The organism is Mesorhizobium sp. WSM4813, assembly GCF_055811555.1.
Genome location: NZ_JBVVQU010000018.1, coordinates 18,180 through 43,175, shown reverse-complemented (window position 1 = coordinate 43,175; position 24,996 = coordinate 18,180). Strand labels below are relative to the sequence as shown.

Genomic DNA, 24,996 nt, shown 5'->3' with positions numbered 1-24,996 from the left:
ATGAACACCGCAGCCCTCGAAATTCGAGCATCGCGCTTTGGCGAGGAACGGACGCCATTTCTTTCGGCAAGACGGGTGGCTGAACTGCTGGGCGTTACTCTGACCGAACTGGCGGGCCTGATCGGCGTCGCGCGCAACACGCTTGCCGCCAAGACCGGCGCGCGCAAGGTCGACGCCGCATTGAGTCCGATTGTCCGCATCCTGGCAATGGCAGGCGAGATGGCCGGCGATGAACAGCGTGCGGCGATCTGGTTCAAGCATCAGCCGATCCCCGGCTGGGCGGGAAAGACCGCCTACGATCTCGTTCGAGAGGGCAAGACGGACAAGGTGCTTGCCTATCTGGAGGCAGTCCGCTCCGGCGTCTATGCCTGAAAACAGACTGAGCCTATGGCGTGCCTTCGTGCCGCGTTGGGCGCATCTGCCGCTTTCCGGCGAAGGAGCGGCCCGCTTTGGCGGTCGCTGGAATCCGCTGGGCACCCCGGCGATCTATGCCGCGCGGGAATTGTCCACTGCCTGGGCGGAGTACAATCAGGGCTTTGTCCAGCATCCGGCGCTGATTGCGCAGCTCGAACTTTCAGGCGCGCGGCTGGCCGACCTGACGGACGAGGATGTACTGATCATGTTCGGCGTCACGGCAGATATTCACCGATGTGAATGGCGCGACATCATGGATCAAGGTCTGGTGCCTGAGACGCATACGCTGAGAGATCGCATGATTGCCGATGGGCAGCACGGTGTAATCTACCCGTCCTTCATGTCGCCGGGAGGCACATGTGTTGCGCTGTGGCGATGGAACGAGAGCAACGCACCCCGTCTGAAGGTCATCGATCCCGACCATCGCTTGCCGAAAACCCCGGCTTCGTGGCTGTAGGGCAGTTCGAACCTGGCCGGGAGACGGCTATGCTTCTTGCACGTCCTCATATCCGGCCGCCTTCGCGGCCTTGACGAACTTAGGGTCAAAAGTCGCGAAGCCGGCGCAGTGAACGGACTTGCCCAGATGCAGAGCATCAGCGAAGTCGAATCCCTTTTCCAAGAGGTCGAGCGCGGACGACACGACCGCTCCGTCCTCCATCTCCACCGTGGGGAGCCCACTAAATGCCCGTAACGTGCGGGCGATTTCGAGCGGCGCAAAACCATAGGTGCTGCGCAACACCCACTCGACCTCCAAGATCACCGTGACGCCGACAAAGACCGGTTGGCCATCAATCAGCGCCCGGGCGCGGGGAGACTGCTTGGGATGATCGCCCGTCAGATAACGGACGATGAGGTTGGTATCAATCGCGAGCATGCCGTCGCCGCGCTTCGGCGAGCACACCCGCGTCCATTTCCTCCAACGTCTTCGGCCTGCCGCTATGGGACAGGGATCCAAACACGTCTTCTGGCCGTGTCTCGGCGAAGACTGGCGCAGGCTTGAGTAGCACGCCCTCCGGAGTATCTTCGACCAGAAGACGTGTCCCAGCGTCCCATTCCCTCCGTTTCCGGATTGCGCTGGGCAAAATGACCTGTCCCTTGGTCGAGACAGTGGTTATGAGCTTTTCCGTAGCAGCCACCTCGGCACGCCCCTTAGATGTAAGACAAACGTAAGATAACCGGAGGTCACGCCAAATTCAAGGCGCAAGCTACCCCATTTGACACTATGGAGCAGCAGTGGCGGCCGAGATGGGTATTCGGGACAACAATGGCGCTGCCTGTCTCCATCAAACCCTTGTGCCGCCGACCGTCATCTGGTTCATCCTGAGATGCGGCTGGCCCACTCCGACTGGCACGCCCTGGCCGGCCTTGCCGCACATGCCGATGCCCGTGTCGAGCTTCATGTCGTTGCCGATCATCGAAACTCGATGCATGGCATCGGGCCCATTGCCGATTAGCATGGCGCCTTTGATCGGCTGTGTCACCTTGCCGTTCTCGATCATGTAGGCCTCCGTGCAGCCGAACACGAATTTGCCCGAGGTGATGTCGACCTGGCCGCCGCCGAAGGAGACGGCATAGATGCCGTTCTTGACCGAGGCGATGATTTCGTCCGGCTCCATGTCGCCTGATGTCATGTAGGTGTTGGTCATACGCGGCATCGGCTGGTGCGCATAGCCTTCGCGCCGTCCGTTGCCGGTGGCGTTCATGCCCATCAGCCGGGCGTTCTGGCGATCCTGCATGTAGCCGACAAGCTTGCCGTCGTCGATCAGCACGTTGCGGGCCGACGGCGTGCCTTCGTCATCCACGGTCAGCGAGCCGCGCCGTTCGGCGATTGTGCCGTCGTCAACGACGGTGACACCCTTCGCTGCCACCTGCTGGCCCATCAGCCCGGCGAAGGCTGATGTCTTCTTGCGGTTGAAGTCGCCTTCCAGCCCATGGCCAACGGCCTCGTGCAGCATCACGCCCGGCCAGCCGCTGAACAGTACGATGTCGAACGTGCCGGCCGGCGCCGGAATGGCCTCCAAATTGACCAGCGCTTGCCGCAGCGCTTCCTTAGCGGCGTGCTTCCAGCTCTCCTCGACCAGGAATTCGCCAAAGCCTTTGCGTCCGCCCAGGCCGTAGGAGCCGCTCTCCTGGCGGTCGCCGGTACCGACCACCACCGACACGTTGATCCTGACTAGCGGGCGAATGTCGCCCACCATCTGGCCGTCGGCCCGCACGATCTCGACATGCTGCCAGGAGGCGGCGAGCGATGCCGTCACCTGTCGCACACGCGGATCCTCGGCTCGCAGCCACGCATCGATTTCCTGAAGGAGCTTGGCCTTGGCCTCGAAGGAGGGCGAGGGGATCGGGTTCTCGTCGCCATAGAGATGGCGGTTTGTGCGGGCGGGAGCCGCAGCAAGCGTGCCGGAATAGCCGCTCTTGACCGTCGAGACGGCGTCGGCCGCCCGCAGCAGCGATGCTTCTGAAAGATCGCTGGAATGCGCGTAGCCGGTCGCTTCGCCGGCGACGGCGCGCAGGCCAAAGCCTTGGTCCGTGTTGAAATTGGCGGTCTTCAGCCGGCCATTGTCGAACATCAGCGCTTCGCTTTCGCTGTATTCGAGGAACAGCTCGCCGTCGTCGGCGCCGTTGATGGTCTCGGCGACGATCTGCTTGATGCGATCGTCGGAAATGTCGAATTGGCCGATGAGGCTGTCCATGGCAGGTCCGTCCGTGGAAAGAGATTGTCCTCACGATGTAGGCGCGAAGGTGCGCCCAGACAATCGGCAATGACCATTGTCATCGCTAAGGCCGGTCACAATCTCTTTTCGTTGGTAGGATTTTAGATTCTGACCGGATCAAGGCAGGGCGGCGAAACCGTCGGCGAAACCCTTGAGCTCGACCGGAATGCCGATGCCTTCCTCCGGCGTCTGGAAGACGATGAAGGTGGCTGACGTTCCGGTCTTCAGCGTGTCGAGCAGCGGCTTTTCGAGAATGACCTCGGCATAGCAGCCGTCCTGGAAGCAGCGCACGAAATAGGCGCGGCCGATGTCCTTGCCATCGACATTGAGGCCGAGCCCGTTGGGCAGCAGCACGCCGAGCGGCGCCAGCACGCGCAGGATTTCGGCCTTGTTGTCGGCGGTGCGCAGCACGACGACGGAAAGCCCCATCTCGGGACGGTCCTCGGCGACGACGTTCTGCATCATCACGCATTGTTCTGATGTGGCGCCGGCCGGCGTGTCGCAGATGATCGACCATGCGCCATGCGTCGACCGCACCTTGCCGCTTGGCTGCGCGGCATTGGCCTCGCCGATGCCAGGCAGGCCAGCGCCAGACAGGCCAACGCCAGACACGGCAGCGAGAAGGACGACCTTCGCCAAGCTTCTCGAAAGCGCGAGTCTCAAAAGCCCAAGTTTCGAAAGCCCAAGTCCCCAAACCCAAGAGTTCATGACGGCTCCATTGCGAATCACGGCACTTTAAGCCGCGCCAAGGGCAAGTAAAGGATGAGACCACTGCCGGCCTGCCTCGACCAAGGCAATTGTGCGCTTTTCCGTGCCAAATTCGCCCGAATTGCGACCGGCCGGCGCATTTTGCCAGGGCAGTCCGCCGCTCGGGCGTCCGGGATCCGCCACCGTCGCGGCCGCCGCCAAAATGCGCAGCCGCGCTTGCGCGCAAAAATGCCGCACGGTTTCCTCCGCTCCTTTCTTGCAGAGGCAAATAGAGTATGGTTTGAACCAGCCTCGGGACTATCCGGGATTCCCGTCCCGGCGTTGTTCGATATTCTTGCGGTCCGATCGCGAGGAACTGGGAGATAATGACGGCAATGAGAAAATTCCTAGCAGGCGCCAACTTCCTAGCAAGCGCTTGGGCCGCCACACTGTTCACTGGTGCATCCGCCCATGCGGCCCAGCCTGCGCCATGGGAAATGACCTTCCAGCCCGCCGCCACCGACATGATGCGGCAGATCGCCTGGTTCGAGCACTACACGCTGTGGTTCATCGTGCCGATCACCCTCTTCGTGCTCGCCCTTATCGCCTATTGCATCTTGAAATTCCGTGCCAGCGTCAACTCGATCCCGTCGCGTACCAGCCATAATACGCTGATCGAGGTGATCTGGACGGTTGGGCCGGTCGTCGTCCTGCTCTGTCTCGCCATCCCTTCGTTCCAGCTCCTGACCGCGCAATACACACCGCCGGAAGAAGCCAAGCTGACCATTAAAGCGACCGGCAACCAGTGGAACTGGGACTACGAATACCAGACCGAAAACACGCTTTCCTTCAACTCCGCGATCCTGGTGGATTCTGACCGCGCGGCGGCCGGCAAGGAGGATCGCGGCGTTTATCCGCGCCTGCTCGCCGTCGACAACGAGATGGTGGTGCCGGTCAACACCATGACCCGGGTGCTGGTGACGGCGGCGGACGTGATCCACGCCTTTGCCATGCCGTCCTTCGGCATCAAGACCGACGCGGTTCCGGGCCGTATCAACGAGGTCTGGTTCAAGGCGGAAAAGGAAGGCCTCTATTACGGCCAGTGTTCGGAACTCTGCGGCAAGGACCACGCCTTCATGCCGATCGCGATCCGCGTCGTCTCCGACGCCCAGTACAAGACCTGGCTGGCGGCAGCCAGCACCGACCTTCCTGGCGCCAACAAGGCGCTGATGGCCGAGGTCGACGGCAAAGACAAGGTAGCGGCCGCCGGCAACTGATGCCGCGACCAGAAAAGATCAGGGAACGGAGCCGAACATGGCAGACGCTGCAGCTCACGACCACGACCACAAGCCGTATCATGGCTGGGTCCGGTGGGTGTATTCGACCAACCACAAGGACATCGGTACACTCTATCTGATCTTCGCGATCATGGCGGGCTGCGTCGGCGGTGCCCTTTCGGTCGTCATGCGCATGGAACTGCAGGAGCCGGGGATCCAGATTTTCACCGGCCTGGCGCAGATGGTCTACGGCTTGAACGCCGACGCCGCGCTCGACGGCGGCAAGAGCATGTACAACGCCTTCACCACCGCGCATGCGCTGATCATGATCTTCTTCATGGTCATGCCGGCGCTGATCGGCGGCTTTGCCAACTGGATGGTGCCGATCATGATCGGCGCGCCCGACATGGCTTTCCCGCGCATGAACAACGTATCGTTCTGGTTGCTGCCACCGGCCTTCATCCTGCTGATCATCTCGGCTTTCGTGCCGAGCGCGCCTGGCGCCTACGGGGTCGGCGGCGGCTGGACGATCTATCCGCCGCTATCGACATCGGGCCAGCCGGGACCGGCGATGGATCTTGCGATCCTGTCACTGCACATCGCCGGCGCTTCATCGATCCTCGGCGCGATCAATTTCATCACCACCATCTTCAACATGCGCGCACCCGGGATGACGCTGCACAAGATGCCCCTGTTCGCCTGGTCGGTGCTGATTACCGCTTTCCTGCTGCTGTTGTCGCTTCCGGTTCTGGCCGGCGGCATCACCATGCTTTTGACCGATCGCAACTTCGGCACGACCTTCTTCGCGCCGGACGGCGGCGGCGACCCGATCCTGTTCCAGCACCTGTTCTGGTTCTTCGGGCACCCGGAAGTCTACATCCTGATCCTGCCGGGCTTCGGCATCGTCAGCCACATCGTCTCGACTTTCTCGAAGAAGCCCATCTTCGGCTATCTCGGCATGGCCTATGCGATGGTCGCGATCGGTGCGGTCGGCTTCATCGTCTGGGCGCATCACATGTACACGACCGGCCTGTCGCTCGACACGCAGCGCTATTTCGTCTTCGCCACTATGGTTATCGCGGTGCCGACGGGCGTGAAGATATTCTCTTGGATCGCCACCATGTGGGGCGGGTCGATTTCGCTCAAGACCCCGATGCTGTGGGCGATTGGCTTCATCTTCCTGTTTACCGTCGGCGGCGTTACCGGCGTCCAGCTTGCCAATGCCGGTCTCGACCGCCCGCTGCACGACACCTATTACGTGGTCGCGCATTTCCACTATGTGCTGTCGCTGGGCGCGGTCTTTGCCATCTTCGCCGGCTGGTACTACTGGTTCCCGAAGATGACCGGCTACATGTATTCGCCTGTCATCGCCAACACCCACTTCTGGGTCACCTTCGTCGGCGTCAACCTCGTCTTCTTCCCGCAGCATTTCCTCGGCCTCTCCGGCATGCCGCGCCGCTACATCGACTATCCGGATGCGTTTGCCGGCTGGAACATGGTTTCGTCCTACGGCTCGTATATTTCCGCCGTCGGCGTGGTCATCTTCCTCTACGGCGTGTTCGAGGCGTTCCAGAAGAAGCGGGTGGCCGGCGCCAACCCATGGGGCGAGGGTGCAACGACGCTCGAATGGCAGCTCCCTTCGCCGCCGCCCTTCCACCAGTGGGAACAGCTGCCGAAGATCAAATAGGCGGCTGCTGGGCGAATACCGAACCGCCGGTCCGCCCGGCGGTTTTGGCCAACGGAATGATGGACTTTAAGTACGCATGGCCCTTGTCGACGACACATTGACTGACGAACCGGGCTTTCGCATGTCGGAAGCGACGGCGGGCGATTTCTTCGCCCTGTTGAAGCCGCGAGTCATGTCGCTGGTGGTGTTCACCGCCTTTATCGGCTTGGTCGCGGCACCCGTGACCATCAATCCGCTGCTGGCGGCGATCGCTATCCTGACTATCGCCATTGGTGCTGGCGCGTCCGGCGCGCTCAACATGTGGTATGACGCCGATATCGATGCGGTGATGACCAGGACCGCTGGCCGTCCGGTGCCGGCCGGCCGCATCCGGCCCGGCGAGGCGCTGAGTTTCGGCCTGGTGCTGTCGGTGCTGTCGGTGATGACGCTCGGCGTGCTGGTCAACTGGCTGTCGGCGACGCTGCTGGCCTTCACCATCTTCTTCTATGCGGTCGTCTACACGATGTGGCTGAAGCGCTGGACGCCGCAGAACATTGTCATCGGCGGTGCTGCCGGTGCCATTCCGCCGGTGATCGGCTGGGCCGCAGTGACCGGAACGGTCAGCCTGGAAAGCGTCGTCCTGTTCCTGATCATCTTCCTTTGGACGCCGCCGCACTTCTGGGCGCTCGCCCTCTTCAAGTCGCAGGACTATGCCAGGGCCGGCATCCCGATGATGCCGAATGTCGCCGGCCAGGCTTCGACCCGACGCCAGATCTTTGCCTACGCGCTGATCCTCGCGCCGGTTGGCGTGCTGCCATGGCTGCTCGGTTTCACCACGCCCGCCTATGGCCTCCTTGCAGTGCTGCTTGGCGCCGGTTTCGTCTGGTATGCGTGGAAGGTGCTGCAGATGGCCGACGACGACCATGTGATGAAGCCGGCCAAGGCACTGTTCGGCTACTCGCTGCTCTACCTCTTCGCCATCTTCGCCGTCTACCTTGCCGACTGCGTCGTCGGGCGGATGCTGGCCATGGCGGGAGCATGACCATGGCCAACAAGAAGCTTGAACTCGTCACGCTGACCGAGCGTCAACAGAAGGCCCGGCGCAACCGCTCGGTAGCCATCGGCTTGGCGCTGGCGGTGCTTGTCGTCATCTTCTATATCGCGACCGTCGTGAAATTCGGTCACAACCTCACCGGAACGATGTGAGGCTTAAGATGAACCGCCAAACAGTGACCCATCCTCAAAAGAAGAACACCAACCGCATCGTCGCCGGCGTCTGCATCGCCTTTTTCGGCGGCATGATCGGCATGGCTTACGCCGCGGTGCCGCTCTACGCGATGTTCTGTCAGGCGACCGGTTACGGCGGCACCGTGAAACGCGCAACGCAGCAATATGCCGACCGCGTGCTCGACCGCGACATCACCATCCGTTTCGATGCCAACACTGCCGGCGTGCCCTGGCAGTTCGAGCCTGTCGCCCGCTCGATCACCATCAAGATCGGCGAGACGGCGCAGGCGCATTATAGCGCGACCAACAAATTCGTCCGTGCCACCACCGCCCGCGCGACTTTCAACGTGCAGCCGGAACTGGCGGGATCTTATTTCAACAAGGTCGAGTGCTTCTGCTTCACCGACACGACGCTGAAGCCTGGCGAGACGCTGGACATGCCGGTCGTGTTCTATGTAGATCCCGACATCGTCAATGCGCCGGAGCTGAAGGACCTGAAGACGATTACCCTGTCCTACACGATGTTCCCGGTCGAGAAGAACGAGAACAACAAGCCGGTGGCGTCGTCGGCGCCGGCCGAAGGCACAAGCAACAAAGTTTCACATACCGAACGAAGCCTCGGGGGTTGATATGGCAGACGCGCACGCAAAACCACAACATGACTACCATCTCGTCGACCCGAGCCCGTGGCCGTTCCTAGGATCGGTCGGCGCGCTGGTCACCGCGATCGGCGGCGTCTGTTACATGCAGTATCTCAAGGGCGGCGATTTCCCGATTTTCGGCTTCAATATCGCCAATCCATGGCTGTTCTACATCGGCCTCTTGATCGTCATCTACACCATGTACGCCTGGTGGTCGGACACCATCAAGGAAGGGCATGAAGGCCACCACACGCGTGTCGTGTCGCTGCATCTGCGCTACGGCATGATCATGTTCATCGCTTCCGAGGTGATGTTTTTCGTCGCCTGGTTCTGGGCTTTCTTCGACGCCAGCCTGTTTCCCGGCGAGGCACAGCAATACGCCCGCGCCGCCTTCACCGGCGGTGTCTGGCCGCCCAAGGGCCTCGAGGTCCTCGATCCCTTCCACCTGCCGCTCTACAACACCGTCATCCTGCTTCTGTCGGGCACTACGGTGACCTGGGCGCACCACGCGCTCATTCATGGCGACCGCAAGGGGCTGATCAACGGCCTGGTGCTGACCGTTGGCCTCGGCATGCTGTTCACCATGGTGCAGGCTTACGAGTACATGCACGCGCCGTTCGGCTTCAGGGATTCGATCTACGGCGCCACCTTCTTCATGGCGACCGGCTTCCATGGCTTCCACGTCATCATCGGCACCATCTTCCTATTGGTCTGTCTGGTCCGCGCGATGAAGGGCGATTTCACGCCCAAGCAGCATTTCGGCTTCGAGGCTGCCGCCTGGTACTGGCACTTCGTCGACGTGGTCTGGCTGTTCCTGTTCGCGTCGATCTATGTCTGGGCCTCGAGCGGTGCGGTGATCGAAGGTCACTGAAATCTTCTTGAGGAAATCGATGAGGCGGCTGCGGCGACGTGGCCGCCTTATCTTTTGGGGTGAAGAGCATTAAAGTATCGGAATGAGTGACGACAAGGCGATCTGGCCAGCAATCGATCCGATTTCGGCTGGCCTGCACGGCCGCTGCCCGCGCTGCGGCGCGGGACGGCTGTTTTCCGGCTTCCTCACCGTCGGCAAACGCTGCGCCAATTGCGGCCTCGACTATTCCTACGCCGATGCCGGCGACGGTCCGGCGGTGTTCGTCATCCTGATCATCGGCTTCATCGTCGTCGGACTAGCGCTGTGGATGGAGGTGACGCTGAATCCGCCGCTCTGGCTGCATTTCCTGCTGTGGATACCGCTGACGCTGGTGCTTTGCCTGGGCGCGCTCAGGCTGATCAAGGGTGTGCTCCTCACGCTGCAATACCGCAATAAGGCGGCAGAGGGCAGGCTGGACCTCGGCGAATGAGCACGACATCCGCTTCGATTGCAGGCCGTTCGCGGCCGAAGACGGCATTGCTGCTTGGCCTCGGCCTCATGCTGTTCTTCATCCTGCTGGCGCTCGGCACCTGGCAGGTCCAGCGCCTGTACTGGAAAGACGGTCTTCTCCAGACAATCGATCGGCGCACGCATTCAGCGCCCGTGCCGTTGGCCGAGGTCGAAAAGCGGTTTGCCGCCAGCGGCGATGTGGATTACACGCCGGTGACGGCGTCAGGCACGTTCCTGCATCAAGGCGAGCGACATTTCTTCGCGACCTGGGAAGGCCAGTCCGGTTTCGATGTCTTCACGCCCTTGCATCTGGAGGACGGCCGCTTCGTTCTGATCAATCGCGGCTTCGTGCCGTACGATCTCAAAGACGCTGCCAAGCGCCCGCAAAGCCAGGGTGCGGGCCAAGTGACGGTGACGGGGCTCGCCCGCAATCCGCTGCCGGCAAAGCCCTCGATGATGCTTCCCGACAATGATCCGCAGAAAAACATCTTCTACTGGAAGGATCGCGACGCCATGGCGGCGAGCGCCGGTCTGCCGGCCGGCGCGGGGCTGGTGCCATTCTTTATCGACGCGGACGCCACGCCGAACCCGGGCGGGTTGCCGATCGGCGGCGTGACACTCATCGACCTGCCTAACAGCCATTTGCAATATGCCGTAACCTGGTACGGCCTTGCGGTTGCCCTTGCCGGCGTCCTCATCTTCAGGCTTCGCCGCCCGGCGAAAGACGCATCGGCCCGAAAATCGGAATCGATTTTCGGAAAGCACGATGCGTAGATTGAAAGTGTCAGAGCAATTCCAGGAAAAGTGTGAAACGGTTTTCCGTCCGGAATTGCGTTAAAACAAAGAGGTAGAGCCGTTCTACGAACGGCTCTACAGCGTACTTTGTGCGTCCAAATGGACGCACGTCCCTCTAATGATCGCAACCGGCACCCTTGACAGGGCAGGGGTGCGCACCTCATTTCGCGCCTTGAGTTCAAGACTTGAGTTCACGCTGCGACCAACCGGCCGGGAATCATGCTTCACACGACCACAAAGCCACCGCTGACGATAAGGCTCTGCCAGCCGCGCGGCTTCTGCGCCGGCGTCGACCGCGCCATCCAGATCGTCGTGCTGGCGCTGAAGAAATATGGCGCGCCGGTGTATGTTCGCCACGAGATCGTGCACAATCGCTACGTCGTCGAGGGGCTGCAAAGCCTCGGTGCGGTGTTCATCGAGGAGCTCTCCGAGATACCGGCTGAGCATCGTGAGAGCCCGGTCGTCTTTTCGGCGCATGGCGTGCCGAAGTCGGTGCCGGCGGACGCCCAGGCGCGCAATCTCTTCTATCTCGACGCGACCTGCCCGCTGGTGTCGAAGGTCCACAAGCAGGCGATGCGCCATCAGCGACTCGGCCGCCATGTGCTTCTGATCGGCCATGCCGGCCATCCGGAAGTGATCGGCACGATGGGGCAGTTGCCGGACGGCGCCGTCACCTTGATCGAGACCGAAGCCGACGCCGCGAATTTGGTGCCCGCCGACCCGCAGGCGCTCGGGTTCGTCACCCAGACGACTCTGTCGGTCGAGGACACCGCCGGCATCATTCGGGTGCTTAAGGATCGTTTTCCCGATTTGCATGCGGCGGCAGCGGAATCGATCTGCTACGCCACCACCAATCGCCAGGAAGCGGTAAAGGAGACCGCCGCGGGTGCCGATCTCTTCCTGATCGTCGGCGCTCCCAACTCCTCAAATTCGCGGCGTCTTGTCGAAGTGGCCGAACGCGCCGGCGCCTCGATGTCGCTTCTTGTACAGCGCGCCTCCGAAATTCCGTGGACCGAGATCGCCGGCATCTCGACGCTCGGTCTGTCGGCTGGCGCGTCGGCGCCGGAAATCATCGTCGGCGAGATCATCGACGCCTTCCGGCAGCGCTTCAACGTGACGATCGAGCTGGCGGTGACGGCGACGGAGACCGAGGATTTTCCGGTGATGCGGGTGCTGCGCGACGTCGAACTGACGGCGGCCGACATGGCTTTCGTCAACGGAGCCGCGTGAAGAGCCCATGGCGGTCTACACCGACGTCAACGAAGGCGAGCTCGGCGCGTTCCTGAAGGCCTATCCAGTCGGCGATCTCCTGTCCTACAAGGGCATCGCCGAAGGCACCGAGAACTCGAATTTCCTGCTGCACACGACCAGCGGCTCCTACATCCTGACGCTCTACGAAAAGCGCGTCGACAAGGCCGACCTGCCGTTCTTCCTCGGCCTCATGAGCCATCTCGCCAGGAAGGGCATTTCCTGCCCGCTTCCGGTGACCGCGCACGATGGCGACGTCATCGGAACGCTTGCCGGCCGACCAGCGGTCATCATCACCTTCCTCGAAGGCGTTTCGCTGCGGCGGCCGACATCAGCGCATTGCGGCGAGGTCGGCAAGGCGCTGGCGGCGCTGCATCTGGCCGGCGCCGACTTTCCGATGACCCGTCCGAATGCCCTTGCCATCGATGGCTGGCGCAAGCTGTGGAGCGCCTCTCGTCTTCGCGCCGACGAGGTCGAGCCGGGACTGGCGGCCGAGGTCGATGCCGACTTCGCCGATTTCGAGCGGAACTGGCCGAACGGCCTGCCGGAAGGCATCATCCATGCCGATCTTTTCCCGGACAATGTCTTTTTCCTCGGCGAGAAACTGTCGGGGCTGATCGACTTCTATTTCGCCTGCAACGATCTCTACGCCTATGATGTCGCTACCTGCCTCAATGCCTGGTGCTTCGAGAAGGATTTTTCCTTCAACCTGACCAAGGGCACGGCGCTGCTTGCCGGCTACCAAAGCGTGCGGCCGTTGAGCGGCGAAGAGAAAGCTGCGTTGCCGATGCTGGCGCGCGGCTCGGCATTGCGTTTCATGCTGACCCGGCTTTACGACTGGCTGACCATTGCCAACGGCGGGCTGGTCGTGAAACGCGACCCGACCGAATATATCAGACGCATGCGTTTCCACCGGGCGATCAAATCCCCTTTTGAATACGGGCTGACATGACCAAGCGCGTCGAGATCTTCACCGATGGTGCCTGTTCGGGCAATCCGGGGCCTGGCGGCTGGGGCGCTGTCCTGCGCTACAACGGCGTCACGAAAGAACTGTCGGGCGGCGAGGCTGCAACCACCAACAACCGCATGGAGCTTTTGGCCGCGATCTCGGCGCTCAATGCGCTGAAAGAACCCTGTTCAGTCGATCTTTATACCGACAGCAACTACGTCAAGGACGGCATTTTCAGCTGGATCGACGGCTGGAAGCGCAACGGCTGGAAGACCGCCGCCAGGCAACCGGTGAAGAATGCCGAGCTGTGGCAGGCACTCGACGAGGCGCGCAACCGTCATCAGGTCGTCTGGCACTGGGTCAAGGGCCATGCCGGCCATCGGGAGAACGAGCGTGCCGACGAGCTGGCACGGCTCGGCATGGCGCCGTTCAAAAAAGGCCCCATCAAGACTGCGACGCCGAAGCCAGGTCCCCAGTCGAAGCAGCCGGCGATCGCAAAGCCACGGCGCTCGACCCAGAGTTATTGAATTCCCGCTGTGGGTCCGCTGTCTGGCAGGAAGACCTATCATGCCGATCGCATACTACATCACGCATCCCCAGGTTCGGATCGATGCCAATGTTCCAGTGCCAGACTGGGGGCTATCCGACATCGGGCGAGCGAGAACGTCTGCAATGCTCGATCAGCCGTGGGTTCGGTCGATCCGGCGTATCGTGTCATCGGGTGAACGCAAGGCGATAGAAACCGCCGAGATACTCGGAAGGCATCTCCGTCTTGAGGTCGAGGTGAGGGAACGGATGCATGAGAATGACCGGTCGGCAACCGGTTTCCTACCGCCTGCGGAGTTCGAAGCGGTCGCGGACCAATTCTTCGCCAATCCATACAGCAGCATTCGCGGATGGGAGCGGGCAATCGATGCTCAGCATCGGATTCTGAGCGAGGTAGACACTGTGCTCGGCACAGATGACGCCGCCGACGTTGCTTTCGTGGGCCACGGAGGTGTCGGGACGCTTCTGCTGCTTTCTCTCGGCGGGCGGGAGATCAGCCGCGAGGCGGATCAGCCAGCGGGCGGCGGGAACTATTTCGCGTACGATATCCGCGCGCGTCGCGTTGTCCACGGATGGCGGCCGATCGACAGGCTGGCGCAGCTCCGCGACGATTAATTGCTAACGGATTAGCAGCGCCGTGCCGAAAAGTCCGAGCGCGAACACAGTATGCGACACGAGGTTGAGGGCGCGGATCTGCATCGGGTTGGGGCGCTTTGACGCGGCCCAGCCGGCGCCCATGCCGGGCGCCAGCAGGAACCAGCCGGCACCTACGGTGACGATGCCGAGGATGAAGGCCGGCAGGAAGGTCGGCGCGGCCAGCCACGCCGCTCCTGCCAAAACGGCCAGAATGATGCCGTAGACGATGCCGACAAAATAGTGGAAGGCCCAGCCCAGCGCTGCTTCATGCGCATAGGGTGCTGCCGCGCCGATATCGTCATGGAAGACCTTGCCGTCCCTCAGATGCCAGACCCAGCGACCAACCAGTCCCCAGTTCGGCCGCGGCTGAGCAAACACCGTGTTCAGGAAAATCGCCCAGAGGTCCATGAGCGCCGTGGCGCCGATCCTAATCGTGACAGCGCGCCAGCAGTAGTCAAACATCATTGAGGTCCCCCAAAAGCGGGCAACTCCGAACAGCTAGCCCGAAACCGGAACCAGTTTTGTTGGGATCATGCGGCTCAGAAGTTTTGGATCGTTCTTTGCACGCCCAATTGGACGCGCAGCTGCCCAAACAAGCGTGATCGTCAGGCCAAAGGAGCTTGAGAACCTTGGCCTATGCTGTCGCCAAGTCCGAAAGTTGTCCGAGAATGTGAGCCGCACCGGATTCATCGACACCAGGTTTTGTCTCGACATTGAGCGCGGCGACCTTGCCGTCGTCGACGATCATCGAAAACCGCTTCGAGCGCAGCCCCATGCCACCGCCGGAAAGGTCGGCGTCGAGACCGATCGACTTGACGAAATCGCCATTGCCGTCGGCAAGATAGAGGATCTTGCCCTCACCGCCGCTGAAGCGCGCCCAGGCGCCCATCACGTGAACATCGTTGACGGCGACGACGGCGATGGTGTCGACGCCGCGCGCCAGGATGGCGTCGTAATTGTCCAGAAAGCCGGGCAGATGGTTGTTGGAGCAGGTCGGCGTGAAAGCGCCGGGAACAGCGAACAGCACCACCTTCTTGCCCGAAAAAATCTCGGCCGTCGTGATCGCTTTTGCGCCGTCGGCAGTCATCGTCTTGAAGGTTGCTTGGGGCAGCTTGTCGCCAACGGCAATCATCATCGTGGTCCTCGTTTGACAAATGGATGGGAGTGTCCTTGCGATAGCGAATTCAGCCGTTCCCCGCAACTGTCGGGGTGGCTGGAGCAAAGGATGTTCGACCTGAACATCCTTGGCAGGGGATCAAGGGAACGGCAGCAGGCCTTCGACGGCGCCGGCCGCAGTTGTCAGCGTGTAGTAAAGTCCGCCATCCGTCGGCGTCGCCGTCGGCCTGTCGAGGATCGGCACGGTAAACACCAGCTTGCCGTCCTTCTCGCTGCGGGCCGGCACGCCGAACATGTAGTCCCGCTCGCCGGCGACGAAGAGATCCGCTCCGTTGGGATTGCCCGGAAAGCTCGCCTCGACAATCAGTGTCTCGCGGTCTCCCGGCAGGATATTGACGCCGAAATCGGGTCTTGCGGGAGCAGGCAGCGTTGCAAGGGCCGCCTTCACCAAAGCGGCGTCTTCGACATTGTCCGGATCGGAGCCCGGATCGATGGTCAGCTTCGTTTGCACCGGGATGCAGATCGTCTCACAAATTCCGAGAAAGATATCGGCATCGATGACGGCCGGCTCGTTCGGCGCCGACAGCGTGAACGTTACCGGCAGCGAAACCGGATGGTCGTAGCCGGCCCATTTGCCAGAGCCGTCGTCGTGGCGCTGGGGTGGTGGAAACGAAAACGTCGCGCTGGCAATGTTGGTGCTGGCCGAGATATCGATTTGCGGCGGCACGCCCGCGTCGCCCGGATCGCGCCAGTAGGTTTTCCAGCCAGGCTTGAGCGAAATATCGAGGACGCCATGGATGCGCCCGGCTGTGTCGGGCTTGCCGCTGGTCACAAGGCGTACTTTGCCGCCTTCGCTATCGTACCAGATCGACGAGGTGGCTGCGGCGGGAAGACCGGTTCCACATCCAACAGCGGCGCTGAGCAGCAGGACTTTAAAGCTTTGCATGGCGGTGATTTGAGCGTCCGTTCATGGCTGCGCAATGACTTCATGGCGTCGCTGCTATCATATTTGCGTGACCTCGGGCACAGCTTTGCGTGCCTTGGATGCACATCTGCGGCCAAATCGCGCGCGGCGCATCTTTTCGGCGCTCCAGAAACGCGTTACGCTCCCCCTCATGGACTTGTTGCGCCACAAGAAGATGGCCGCGGGACGCGGCTTTCTCGACGACCAGTTCCTGATTGCCATGCCCGGCATGAAGGACGACCGCTTCACGCGCTCCGTCATCTATATTTGCGCACACAGCGACGAAGGCGCGATGGGCCTGGTCATCAACCAGACACAGCAGATGCTGTTTCCGGATCTGCTCGTGCAACTCGGCATCATGAACGAACAGGAAGCGATCCGCTTGCCCGCGCAGGCCCGCGACTTCGTCGTCCGCAACGGCGGACCGGTGGACCGCAGCCGGGGCTTCGTCCTGCATTCGGGCGACTACCGCGTGGAATCGTCGCTGGCCGTCTCCGACGACATTTGCCTGACCGCGACCGTCGACATATTGCGCGCCATTTCGTCGGGCCGTGGGCCTCGGCACGCGCTGATGGCGCTCGGCTATTCGGGCTGGGGCGCCGGTCAGCTGGAAAGCGAAATCGCCGAGAACGGTTGGCTGACCTGTCCGGCAAATGCGGAGCTTCTGTTCGATACCGACATCGAGCGCAAATACGACCGGATACTCGCTTCGATCGGTATCGACCTCGCGCATCTCAGCCTGGCCGCTGGTCACGCCTAACGCATGTCGCGCAAAAGTGTGGAGCGGTTTTGCGCGACATGCATAAAACAACAACCTAAAGCGCGTCGCGTGAGGCCGATCAAACGCGACGCGCATTAGAGGTGAAAACCGATACCTGGCTGGTTACCGTCGCACTGCCGTCGCCAGCTGTTTGCCCAGATCGTAGACGAGATTCTCGAAACCCGACGTCCAGGACAGGTCAGCCTCCTTCACGCGCGTTTCGACATCGCTGTATTTGCCGATGCGGGCTTCCAGGAAGGAGCGCAGGCGCTGGTGAAACTGGCCGACGGTGAGCTGTTTTCCCTCGGCTTTGAAGACCGCAGTATTGAAGCGTGCTGCCTGGGGGAAGATTTTGCTGGCCGTGGCATTGGGCTTCTCATCGGCATTCGACAGGAGCGCTGCTGCCCCGTTGGTGCCAAGGAAATGGGGTAGGTAGAGATCCTTTTCATCCATGGCTTTCTCAAGACGAGCTTCTATGCGTTGCTTGGCTGCGAGAAGGTTCTTGGCCGCAAGTGCCGCCGACAGATAGGGATCGCGCCTGAATTCAAGGATGCGCTGTTCTTCGGCCTTGTCCTCGACGAAATGGTATTCGCGTTTGCCCTCGGGGCGGGTCCGGATCAGTTCCGCTTCGTCGCCCAAGCCGAATTCTGCACCGTACTTCTTCACCGCCTCGAGCCATGTCTGGTCGAGGAATTGCATAAGACCAAGCGCCGACCCTTTGGACGGGCGATTGTTGATGTCGAAGGAGGATTCCTTCTCGGCGATCGCAAAAAGCGTATCGGCAGGAAATTGGGTGTCCTTGGCTGCACGAAGGATTTCGCTGGCGATGTGCTGCGACACCTTGTACTCGCCGAACTCGTGCATCGACATGCCCATGACGATCTGTTCCGCGCCTTCGGAAAGGATGGAGACGGTGCCCTTCAATGCCTGGGCCAGCGTGCGTTCCCACTCGTGTTCAGAGGTCGATATGGTGTCTGGATCGATGATGTCGAACTCGGGCGCGGCCGAGGGGAAACTCAGAGCCGAGAACGGAACAGCAGTGGCAACCGCGGCTTCGGTCACGCCGTTGACCAGGACTCCCGAATAGACCGGCCATGGCATGGCTGCCACTGTCGCCGCCAGGCCAAGCCCCGCGACCCTTTTCGACAAAGGCCGGCCAACCGAAAGGATTACGGCTCCGCAAGCAAAGAATTCAAATGTTCTTTGGAGTGACGCCAGGTCCCCCTCCGTTCCTTGTCTAGCCGCCCAGATACTTTGGGGCAGGTCTATTTCCAACGTTGAGCCGTCAACGTCGAAAAAGACAAGAAGAACGGTCAGTGCTTCATTCAACTAGTCATGGATAATGGCGGCACAATGGCCACAGTGCGGCAAAATAATTCGACTGTAAAACAAACTGGTTTTAATCGACGGCGGCGTAGCGATACGTTGCTTGTGAAGCCTCTCGATTGCGACCAGGGATTCCCTGAGGTGGTCTGCCCTCGACCGCAGCGGGGCAATCCTTTCGGTTCTCGAACGGCAGATTGTGAATGAGCAGCCATTCTCGGCACAATACTCGAGCGAACGAGTTCTCCGCTGGTGAGAGATCATTTAGCCTTTGGCTGTCGCCAGATTGGTGCTGAGCTCGAAGGCCAGTCCCGACCCGATGGTGTATGGCTGCAGCACGGGCGCACTCTCGCTCACGATCGCCTCCACGACGCGCTTGCGTTCCTGATCACCCAATTCCTTGGCTAAGGAACTCATCCCGACCAGCGCCATCGTATTCAAATGCAGGAAAGGTACGCCTTCCCCGAAATGGATGGTGCGCGAAATAATCCTTGATCGGACCTCGCGGAAGCCGGCGTCTCGCAGCAGCGCCTCAAGTGGAGCCGCTTCCCCGAAGCTGTACCGTTGATCGGCGATGGCGCCCAGATGGCGCTCTGCTACGCGGCGCAGTTCGCGAAAGAACGGGATTTCGTCGTCCGGGCGCCACGTGGCGATCGCCAGCCTGCCACCCTTCGCCAGCGCGCGACGCATCTGCGCCGCCGCCGCGGGTTTGTCAGGAAAGAACTGCAGTCCTTGCTGGCAGATGACCACGTCGAACGTCTCACCATTACGCAGAGGCAGCTCGCCGGCATTGCCCTGGCGCCAGTCAATGGCTGGTTCTACGGCGCGCGCCACGGCGAGCATGTCCGGGCTGATGTCGACGCCGACGATATGTCCGGCTTCACCGAGCCGCTGTCTTGCAACGCGCGCCACTATTCCTGTTCCGCAAGCGATATCGAGCACGCGATCGCCCGAAGACAACTCCAACTCGTCAAGAGCCATCTCGGCCCATGGACGGAAGAGAGGGCCGACGAGCCACCGCTCGTACATCTCCGGGAAACTTGCCTGGTTCATTGCGTAGCTGGGCAAGGTCATGATCGTCCTCCCTCAAATTTCCATCCGGCCATCGCGAGCCTTTCTCCGCGCTCCTTGGCCGAGCGCGATTCCAACGAAGCAAGAAAGTTGCAGTCGTTTCGCAGAAAAAGAGAAGGCATCTCAAATCAGCAGTAGCTCCAGTTTCAGCAATAAACGCCTAGCCCGGCCAATCGAACGTTTGGGCAGCTCGGACCATTGCCGCCGTCGCCGGGCTATAGGGCCGGCCCGGAACGCTAGCCAGGGACACCGTGCGTGCCACCGCGGGTTCGATCAGCGGACGCTGCAGAAGTTCAGGCGATGTCACCGAATATTCAGGCATGAAGGCGAAGCCGATCCGCGCCAGCACCATTGATTGGACCCAATCCTCGCGCTCGGAACGAAAGCGGGCATAAAGGCTAACGTTTCTTTCCCGGCACACACCCATCACCAGGTCCCGCATTTCGCAGGACAGACGATCGACATAGGGTTCTTGAGAGAGATCGACCAACTTGATTGCATTGAGGCTCGCAAGTCGGTGATCCGGCGCGAATACGACGACGTAGCGCTCACTGTAGAGATCATGGACGCGGAAAGCCGCTCCCAATCCCTCCAGCGGATTGAGAACGGCCAGATCGAGATCGCCTTGCTCAAGCCTGTTTTTCAGTTCCTGAACGCTCGCCTCGCTAATTTCAAGCTCGACGCCATGATAGTCGCGCTGGAACTTTGCCAGGAACCGGGCGAGCTTCACATGGCCGATGGTCGACATGACGCCGAGGCGGATCGGCACCTGGTTGAGCAGCCTGAAATTATCGGCAAGCGTTCTGGTTGCGTGGGCCTCCTGCATGATCTGCTGAAGATGCGGCAGAATGGAGCGCCCGAACTCACTCAGGAGGATGCGTTTTCCCTCGCGGTGGAACAACGGCGCGCCAAGCTCATCCTCGAGCGTCTTGACCGCTTTGGTGAGCGCCGGTTGAGACACATTGCAATCGGTGGCGGCCTTGGTGAAGTTCAACATCTTCGCGGCGGCAAGCACGTAGCGAACCTGAAACATCTCCATGGCGAGCCCTCCCGAGGCGGTTCCACGAAACGGCATTGTAATCCTTTCATCGATAACTGTCGGCTATCGATCGATAGAAAAAATGTCGTTCTCTTTCGCCCGCCGCTGTATTCAACTCCTGTGGTCACTGTTCACAGGAGGAGATCTGGAAATGACTGTTTACATGGTGGAACGCGACCTCAAGGGCATCAGCATGGAAGCGCTGGGAGATGCGCAGAAGGCGGCGATCAGCAAGGCCGCCGAGATGTCGTCCAAGGGCACCGACATCAGCTATCTGCGCTCGACCTTCGCACCGGAGGACGGGCGCTGCATGTGCCTGTTTGACGCTGCCTCCGATACCGACGTGAAGCGTCTAAACGACGATGCGGGGCTGCCCTATCACAGAATCGTGCCGGCGCTCGATCTTACCCCATAAGGCAGCACGACCGGGCTCGTGATGACCATCCGGGCCCGGTGTTCTGGCGGATCATGCGCAGCGCCAGACTGATATTTGGAACGACGGAAAGGCCAAGACGTTCGTGCATGCAGCATCCGCTAGCCACGGGTTCAACGCTTGTTGTTGCCAGGGGACGGAGGCGTACCATGTTTGGCAATTCGGGCATCATTCCTCTGCCTCGCCCCCTTGAGCGCCGTGTGGATACTCTTGCGCAGTCGTTCATGCGCCAGCGGCTCGGATCGCAGATGGACTTCTCGACCCCGGAAGGCGAGCCGGCGCTGTTACCGCCCAACTCGGTGTCCTGGCGTATTTTCAAGAACCCTGTTGCGCTGTTCATCGGCGGGGTTACGGCGGTACTGCTCGAATTGGCAGAGCCGCGGGTTCGCGACGCCATTTGGCAGCACAGCACATTCCGCTCGCAGGCGCTCCGACGATTGCAGCGTACTGGCCTCGCTGCCTTGGTTACGGTCTATGGCCCTCGAACCAAGGCTACGGCCATGATTGAAGGTGTAGTCAGGACGCATGGGCGCGTTTCGGGTCGAACCAGCGAAGGTGAGCCATACCACGCCACCGACCCGGAGTTGCTGAATTGGGTGCAAGCGACGGCCGGGTTTGGTTTCATGGAGGCGTATCACGTCTATGTGCATCGTCTGCGTTTTTTCGAACGGGACGCGATGTCTGCTGAGGCTCGCCCCGTCGCGCTTCTCTATGGTGCGGCCGGCGCGCCCAAGTCGCAGGCCGAGCTTTACGCGCTGTTCGATGTGATGCGGCAAAGACTCGTCCCGTCGCCGATCGTCTCGGAGTTCCTGGAGATCATGGTAGACGTTCCCGCCTTGCCGGGAGTGGCTCGACCGCTTCAGCGGCCATTTCTGAAGGCGGCAGTCGAGATCCTACCCCGCTGGGTTCGCACGCGCTTGGCACTCGGCGACCGCTGGACGTTGAAGCCGTGGGAGCGTGCTTTTGTGAAGACAACGGCTGCAATCTGCGAGAGCATCGTCCTCCCTTCATCCCCCGCCGTTCAATCGTGCCGTCGCCTCGGCCTTTCCGAGAGCTATCTCTATCGCCGACGTTAATTCAGGCTTTCCAACATTGATGGAGCCGCGCCGCGGATAGCAAATTTAGTTTTCGATACCGCGTGACCAAAACGGGTTACTCGCAACCTCCGAGCACCGGAAGCAGACCCCTGGCACGCCCAAAGTGCGCAGCGGTTTTGGGACAACCGACTTGCACAAAATCAAGCCCGAGTCAGCGGATACTGTTCCTTCAGCGTCTTCAGCACCTGATCGCCGGGCATCGGCGCGCCGAACATGAAACTCTGCACATATTCGCAGCCCATCTGGCGCAGTTCGAGCGCATCACTTTCGTCCGAAATGCCCTCGGCCACGACCGAAAGGCCGAGTTCATGCGCCATGTTGACCATGGATTTGAGCAGCACCGCGCGTTTCGGTGTCGCGTCGTCGACAAAGCTCTTGTCGATCTTGATCGTGTCGAAGGGGAAGCGCGTCAGATAGGCCAGCGATGAGTAGCCGGTGCCGAAATCGTCCAGCGACAGGCCAATGCCAAGCTTCTTCAGCTTGTTCAGTACATGGGCTGTCTGCTCGGGATTATCCATCACCAGCGATTCGGTGAGTTCGAGCCGGAAGCAGCGCGGCTTCAGATTGGCCCGCGCGATCACCGAGCGGACGTCGCTGACCAGATCGCGGCGGATGAGCTGACGGCTGGACAGGTTGACCGAAACCGAGAGCGGCGCGTCGCCGATCTGCTTTTGCCATCCGGCCAGATCTTCGGCGGCCTGTTGCATGGCGAACAAGCCAAGCTGCACGATCAGGCCGCAGCTCTCGGCGACCGGGATGAAATCGCCCGGCGGGATCATGCCGCGGCGCGGATGGTCCCAGCGCAAAAGCGCCTCGAAGCCGGCAACGCTGCCGTCTTCGAGCCGCACGATGGGCTGGTAAGCGAGTGTGAATTCGCGCCGTTCGATGGCGCGGCGCAGATCGGACTCGAACTGCAGCCGGTCGGTGCCCACGGTCCGGAAGGCGGGGCGGAACGGCTCGATCCTGTCGCCGCCGAAACGCTTGGCCTGGTGCATGGCAAGCTCGGCGTCCTTGACCATATCCTCGGCCGAACTCTGCGCCGAGGTCCAGGTGACCAGCCCGATCGAGGCGGTCAGCACGATCTCGCGCTTGGCAAAGGTGATCGGATTGTTGATCGCATGCTTGATGGCGTCGGCAACGGCTGCGATGCGGGCCGGGTCCTGTTCGGAAAGCAGCATCAGTGCGAACTGGTCGCCGGCAAAGCGCGACAGCGAATCCTTCGGCTTAAGCAGCCGGTGCAGCCGGCGCGCAATGGTCAGCAGGATGGTATCGCCGGCCGAGATGCCGAGCCCGTCATTGACCTGCTTGAACCGGTCGATATCGATGACGAAGACGGTCGGACGCACCTTCTCTTCCGTGCGCGCAATCGAGATGATCGCCTCCAGCCGGTTCATCAGCAATTCCCGGTTCGGCAGGCCGGTCAGATTGTCGTGCACGGCATCGTGCAGCAACCTCTCCTCGGACTTCTTCTGCTCCGTTACATCGACCATGGTGCCGACGCAGCGGATGACCTCGCCGTCCGATCCGATCACCGGCCGGGCGCGCAGCGAAAACCAGTGATAGTGCCCATCGGCACCGCGCAGGCGGAAATTCTGCGACACACGGCCGCGCCGGTGTTCGAGCACCACGTCGAGCGTTGTGCGGAACGTGTCCCGATCATCGGCATGCAGCACCGGCAGCCAGTTGCGGGCGGCTCCGCCCAGACTGTCAGGCGCAAGGCCAAGCTGGATGCTGACATCCGGCCTGGTGACGACGCGGTCGCGCATGACGTCCCAGTCCCACACCGTGTCGCCCGATCCGGCGACGGCCAGCGCCTGCCGTTCGAGATCGGAGAACAGGCCCTGATGCAGTGCGCCGCCGGCAAAGGCGTGCTGCATGACGGTGAAGCCGATCAGCAGGATGATGAGGATCAGCCCGCCGCCTAATGCCGGCTGGGCGATGTCGTTGTCGAGCATGCCGGTGATCGCCATCCACGACCCGCATAGCCACAACAGGACCATGACCCAACTGGGCACCAGCATGATGGCACGGTCGTAGCCGCGTATGCCGAGGAAGATGATCAGGCCGAGGCCGGTCAGCGCGGTGGCGGCGAAGGACAGCCTGGCGATGCCAGCGGCGACCGCCGGATCGACGATTGCAACGCCTGCGATCAGTACCAGCCCCAGAATCCAGACCAGCGCGCCGTAGCTGAAATGGCCGTGCCATCGGTTGAGGTTGAGATAGGCGAACAGGAACACCACGAAGGTCGCCGCAAGCGCCACCTCCGTTCCGGCTCGCCACATCTGCTCGTTGCCGGGCGATATTTCCAAAACCTTGTTGAGAAAGCCGAAATCGATGCAGATATAGGCGAGCACCGCCCAGGCGAGTGCTGCGGTTGCCGGGAACATCGAGGTCCCCTTGACGACGAAAAGGATGGTCAGGAACAGCGCCAGGAGGCCGGCGATGCCGATGACGATACCGCGAAACAGCGTGTAAGAGTTGACGGAGTCCTTGTAGGATTCCGGATCCCATAGATAGACCTGCGGCAGTTTGGGCGAGGCAAGTTCGGCAATGAAGGTGATCACCGTTCCGGGGTTCAGCGTCACCCGGAACACATCGGCGTCGGGGCTGGTCTGGCGGTCGAGCGCGAAGCCCTCGCTGGGCGTGATCGCGGCAATGCGGGTCGAGCCGAGATCCGGCCAGAAAATGCCGGAATTCACCAGCCGGAAATGCGGTGCGACGATCAGCCTGTCGAGCTGCTGGTCGGTGGTGTTGGCAAGCGCGAACACCGCCCAGTCGCCGGTCGAGCGCGCATCATTGGCCTCGACCTCGATGCGCCGCACGATGCCGTCCGGACCCGGCGCGGTCGACACCTGGAAGTTCTCGCCCTGGTTGCGGTAGATTTCGACGGCGCCCGAAAGGTCCAGCGCCACATCGTCGCGGGCGATCTTGATCGGCTCGACGGCGAAGGCCGAGGACGCCGCGCAGAGCACGACGATAGCCGTCAGCACAAAGGCGAACAACGACCCGATTCGCAGGAAATTCGTCAAA

Annotated in this window: 28 protein-coding genes; 17 read left to right on the top strand and 11 right to left on the bottom strand. The window is 61.4% G+C overall.

Annotated elements, in window-relative coordinates:
• Both AC0L25_RS12620 and AC0L25_RS12615 read left to right on the top strand, forming a co-directional pair.
• Complete coding sequence (locus AC0L25_RS12620; protein WP_473595782.1) at positions 1 to 372, top strand: antitoxin Xre/MbcA/ParS toxin-binding domain-containing protein; 372 nt, start codon at positions 1 to 3, stop codon at positions 370 to 372.
• On the top strand, positions 338 to 871 hold the full coding sequence (locus AC0L25_RS12615; protein WP_473595842.1) for an RES family NAD+ phosphorylase: 534 nt from the start codon (positions 338 to 340) through the stop codon (positions 869 to 871). The genes AC0L25_RS12620 and AC0L25_RS12615 overlap by 35 nt, the downstream gene beginning before the upstream one ends.
• 27 nt (positions 872 to 898) lie before the next feature.
• Here the strand turns inward: AC0L25_RS12615 and AC0L25_RS12610 are convergent, their stop codons facing one another.
• The 4 genes from AC0L25_RS12610 to AC0L25_RS12595 form a co-directional block, all read right to left on the bottom strand.
• Entirely contained in the window at positions 899 to 1,288 is a 390-nt protein-coding gene (locus AC0L25_RS12610; RefSeq protein ID WP_473595781.1) for a type II toxin-antitoxin system VapC family toxin, read from the bottom strand.
• Complete coding sequence (locus AC0L25_RS12605) at positions 1,275 to 1,550, bottom strand: AbrB/MazE/SpoVT family DNA-binding domain-containing protein (protein ID WP_473595780.1); 276 nt, start codon at positions 1,548 to 1,550, stop codon at positions 1,275 to 1,277. Before AC0L25_RS12605 ends, AC0L25_RS12610 begins: the two co-directional genes overlap by 14 nt.
• Positions 1,551 to 1,697: 147 nt before the next feature.
• Positions 1,698 to 3,110 carry a metalloprotease TldD gene (tldD, locus tag AC0L25_RS12600; protein WP_473595779.1) on the bottom strand — a complete coding sequence of 471 codons (1,413 nt, stop codon included), beginning with the start codon at positions 3,108 to 3,110 and terminating at the stop codon, positions 1,698 to 1,700.
• A gap of 138 nt (positions 3,111 to 3,248) precedes the next feature.
• Positions 3,249 to 3,839, bottom strand: coding sequence for an invasion associated locus B family protein (locus tag AC0L25_RS12595; RefSeq protein WP_473595778.1), 591 nt, complete (start codon positions 3,837 to 3,839; stop codon positions 3,249 to 3,251).
• A gap of 374 nt (positions 3,840 to 4,213) precedes the next feature.
• On the opposite strand from AC0L25_RS12595, the gene coxB reads away from it, so the two are divergent.
• The 12 genes from coxB to AC0L25_RS12535 all read left to right on the top strand — a co-directional run bounded on the left by coxB (position 4,214) and on the right by AC0L25_RS12535 (position 14,142).
• Positions 4,214 to 5,095 (top strand): cytochrome c oxidase subunit II, encoded by an 882-nt coding sequence (coxB, locus tag AC0L25_RS12590; protein ID WP_473595777.1) that lies wholly within the window; start codon positions 4,214 to 4,216, stop codon positions 5,093 to 5,095.
• Positions 5,096 to 5,132: 37 nt separating this feature from the next.
• Positions 5,133 to 6,782, top strand: a complete 1,650-nt coding sequence (ctaD, locus tag AC0L25_RS12585; protein ID WP_254018901.1) for a cytochrome c oxidase subunit I — start codon at positions 5,133 to 5,135, stop codon at positions 6,780 to 6,782.
• A gap of 76 nt (positions 6,783 to 6,858) precedes the next feature.
• Positions 6,859 to 7,803, top strand: coding sequence for a heme o synthase (locus tag AC0L25_RS12580; protein ID WP_473595776.1), 945 nt, complete (start codon positions 6,859 to 6,861; stop codon positions 7,801 to 7,803).
• A 2-nt stretch (positions 7,804 to 7,805) separates the two neighbouring features.
• A complete protein-coding gene (locus AC0L25_RS12575) occupies positions 7,806 to 7,967 on the top strand; it encodes a hypothetical protein (protein ID WP_473595850.1) in 162 nt (53 codons plus the stop codon).
• Positions 7,968 to 7,975: 8 nt separating this feature from the next.
• Positions 7,976 to 8,617, top strand: coding sequence for a cytochrome c oxidase assembly protein (locus AC0L25_RS12570; protein WP_473595775.1), 642 nt, complete (start codon positions 7,976 to 7,978; stop codon positions 8,615 to 8,617).
• Position 8,618: 1 nt separating this feature from the next.
• The gene (locus AC0L25_RS12565; RefSeq protein ID WP_352953937.1) at positions 8,619 to 9,500 is read left to right on the top strand and encodes a cytochrome c oxidase subunit 3; all 882 of its coding nucleotides are present in this window, start codon (positions 8,619 to 8,621) and stop codon (positions 9,498 to 9,500) included.
• An 82-nt stretch (positions 9,501 to 9,582) separates the two neighbouring features.
• Positions 9,583 to 9,969 (top strand): DUF983 domain-containing protein, encoded by a 387-nt coding sequence (locus AC0L25_RS12560; RefSeq protein ID WP_473595774.1) that lies wholly within the window; start codon positions 9,583 to 9,585, stop codon positions 9,967 to 9,969.
• The gene (locus AC0L25_RS12555; RefSeq protein ID WP_473595773.1) at positions 9,966 to 10,763 is read left to right on the top strand and encodes an SURF1 family protein; all 798 of its coding nucleotides are present in this window, start codon (positions 9,966 to 9,968) and stop codon (positions 10,761 to 10,763) included. The genes AC0L25_RS12560 and AC0L25_RS12555 overlap by 4 nt, the downstream gene beginning before the upstream one ends.
• 240 nt (positions 10,764 to 11,003) lie before the next feature.
• On the top strand, positions 11,004 to 12,014 hold the full coding sequence (ispH, locus tag AC0L25_RS12550; RefSeq protein ID WP_473595772.1) for a 4-hydroxy-3-methylbut-2-enyl diphosphate reductase: 1,011 nt from the start codon (positions 11,004 to 11,006) through the stop codon (positions 12,012 to 12,014).
• 7 nt (positions 12,015 to 12,021) lie between these two features.
• Positions 12,022 to 12,984 carry a homoserine kinase gene (locus AC0L25_RS12545; protein ID WP_473595771.1) on the top strand — a complete coding sequence of 321 codons (963 nt, stop codon included), beginning with the start codon at positions 12,022 to 12,024 and terminating at the stop codon, positions 12,982 to 12,984.
• Complete coding sequence (gene rnhA, locus AC0L25_RS12540) at positions 12,981 to 13,508, top strand: ribonuclease HI (RefSeq protein WP_473595770.1); 528 nt, start codon at positions 12,981 to 12,983, stop codon at positions 13,506 to 13,508. Before AC0L25_RS12545 ends, rnhA begins: the two co-directional genes overlap by 4 nt.
• 40 nt (positions 13,509 to 13,548) lie before the next feature.
• A complete protein-coding gene (locus AC0L25_RS12535; protein WP_473595769.1) occupies positions 13,549 to 14,142 on the top strand; it encodes a histidine phosphatase family protein in 594 nt (197 codons plus the stop codon).
• Between the two features lie 3 nt (positions 14,143 to 14,145).
• Here AC0L25_RS12535 and AC0L25_RS12530 read toward each other — a convergent pair whose 3' ends face one another.
• The 3 genes from AC0L25_RS12530 to AC0L25_RS12520 form a co-directional block, all read right to left on the bottom strand.
• Positions 14,146 to 14,625 (bottom strand): DUF2938 domain-containing protein, encoded by a 480-nt coding sequence (locus AC0L25_RS12530; protein WP_473595841.1) that lies wholly within the window; start codon positions 14,623 to 14,625, stop codon positions 14,146 to 14,148.
• 172 nt (positions 14,626 to 14,797) lie between these two features.
• Positions 14,798 to 15,298: a redoxin family protein gene (locus tag AC0L25_RS12525; RefSeq protein WP_473595768.1), complete on the bottom strand. Its 501-nt coding sequence runs from the start codon at positions 15,296 to 15,298 to the stop codon at positions 14,798 to 14,800.
• Positions 15,299 to 15,418: 120 nt separating this feature from the next.
• Positions 15,419 to 16,225 (bottom strand): protein-disulfide reductase DsbD domain-containing protein, encoded by an 807-nt coding sequence (locus tag AC0L25_RS12520; RefSeq protein WP_473595767.1) that lies wholly within the window; start codon positions 16,223 to 16,225, stop codon positions 15,419 to 15,421.
• Between the two features lie 169 nt (positions 16,226 to 16,394).
• On the opposite strand from AC0L25_RS12520, the gene AC0L25_RS12515 reads away from it, so the two are divergent.
• On the top strand, positions 16,395 to 17,003 hold the full coding sequence (locus tag AC0L25_RS12515) for a YqgE/AlgH family protein (RefSeq protein ID WP_023799312.1): 609 nt from the start codon (positions 16,395 to 16,397) through the stop codon (positions 17,001 to 17,003).
• A 123-nt stretch (positions 17,004 to 17,126) separates the two neighbouring features.
• On the opposite strand, the gene AC0L25_RS12510 is transcribed toward AC0L25_RS12515, so the two are convergent.
• The 3 genes from AC0L25_RS12510 to AC0L25_RS12500 all read right to left on the bottom strand — a co-directional run bounded on the left by AC0L25_RS12510 (position 17,127) and on the right by AC0L25_RS12500 (position 20,436).
• Positions 17,127 to 18,104 (bottom strand): transglycosylase SLT domain-containing protein, encoded by a 978-nt coding sequence (locus AC0L25_RS12510; protein ID WP_473595840.1) that lies wholly within the window; start codon positions 18,102 to 18,104, stop codon positions 17,127 to 17,129.
• A gap of 486 nt (positions 18,105 to 18,590) precedes the next feature.
• On the bottom strand, positions 18,591 to 19,400 hold the full coding sequence (locus tag AC0L25_RS12505; RefSeq protein WP_473595766.1) for a class I SAM-dependent methyltransferase: 810 nt from the start codon (positions 19,398 to 19,400) through the stop codon (positions 18,591 to 18,593).
• A gap of 157 nt (positions 19,401 to 19,557) precedes the next feature.
• Entirely contained in the window at positions 19,558 to 20,436 is an 879-nt protein-coding gene (locus tag AC0L25_RS12500) for a LysR family transcriptional regulator (protein ID WP_473595765.1), read from the bottom strand.
• Positions 20,437 to 20,587: 151 nt separating this feature from the next.
• Here AC0L25_RS12500 and AC0L25_RS12495 point away from each other — a divergent pair, with 151 nt between their 5' ends.
• Positions 20,588 to 20,851, top strand: a complete 264-nt coding sequence (locus AC0L25_RS12495; RefSeq protein WP_473595764.1) for a DUF4242 domain-containing protein — start codon at positions 20,588 to 20,590, stop codon at positions 20,849 to 20,851.
• 167 nt (positions 20,852 to 21,018) lie between these two features.
• Positions 21,019 to 21,945 carry an oxygenase MpaB family protein gene (locus tag AC0L25_RS12490; protein ID WP_473595763.1) on the top strand — a complete coding sequence of 309 codons (927 nt, stop codon included), beginning with the start codon at positions 21,019 to 21,021 and terminating at the stop codon, positions 21,943 to 21,945.
• Between the two features lie 161 nt (positions 21,946 to 22,106).
• Here the strand turns inward: AC0L25_RS12490 and AC0L25_RS12485 are convergent, their stop codons facing one another.
• A complete protein-coding gene (locus AC0L25_RS12485; protein WP_473595762.1) occupies positions 22,107 to 24,995 on the bottom strand; it encodes an EAL domain-containing protein in 2,889 nt (962 codons plus the stop codon).
• Position 24,996: the final 1 nt, after the last annotated feature.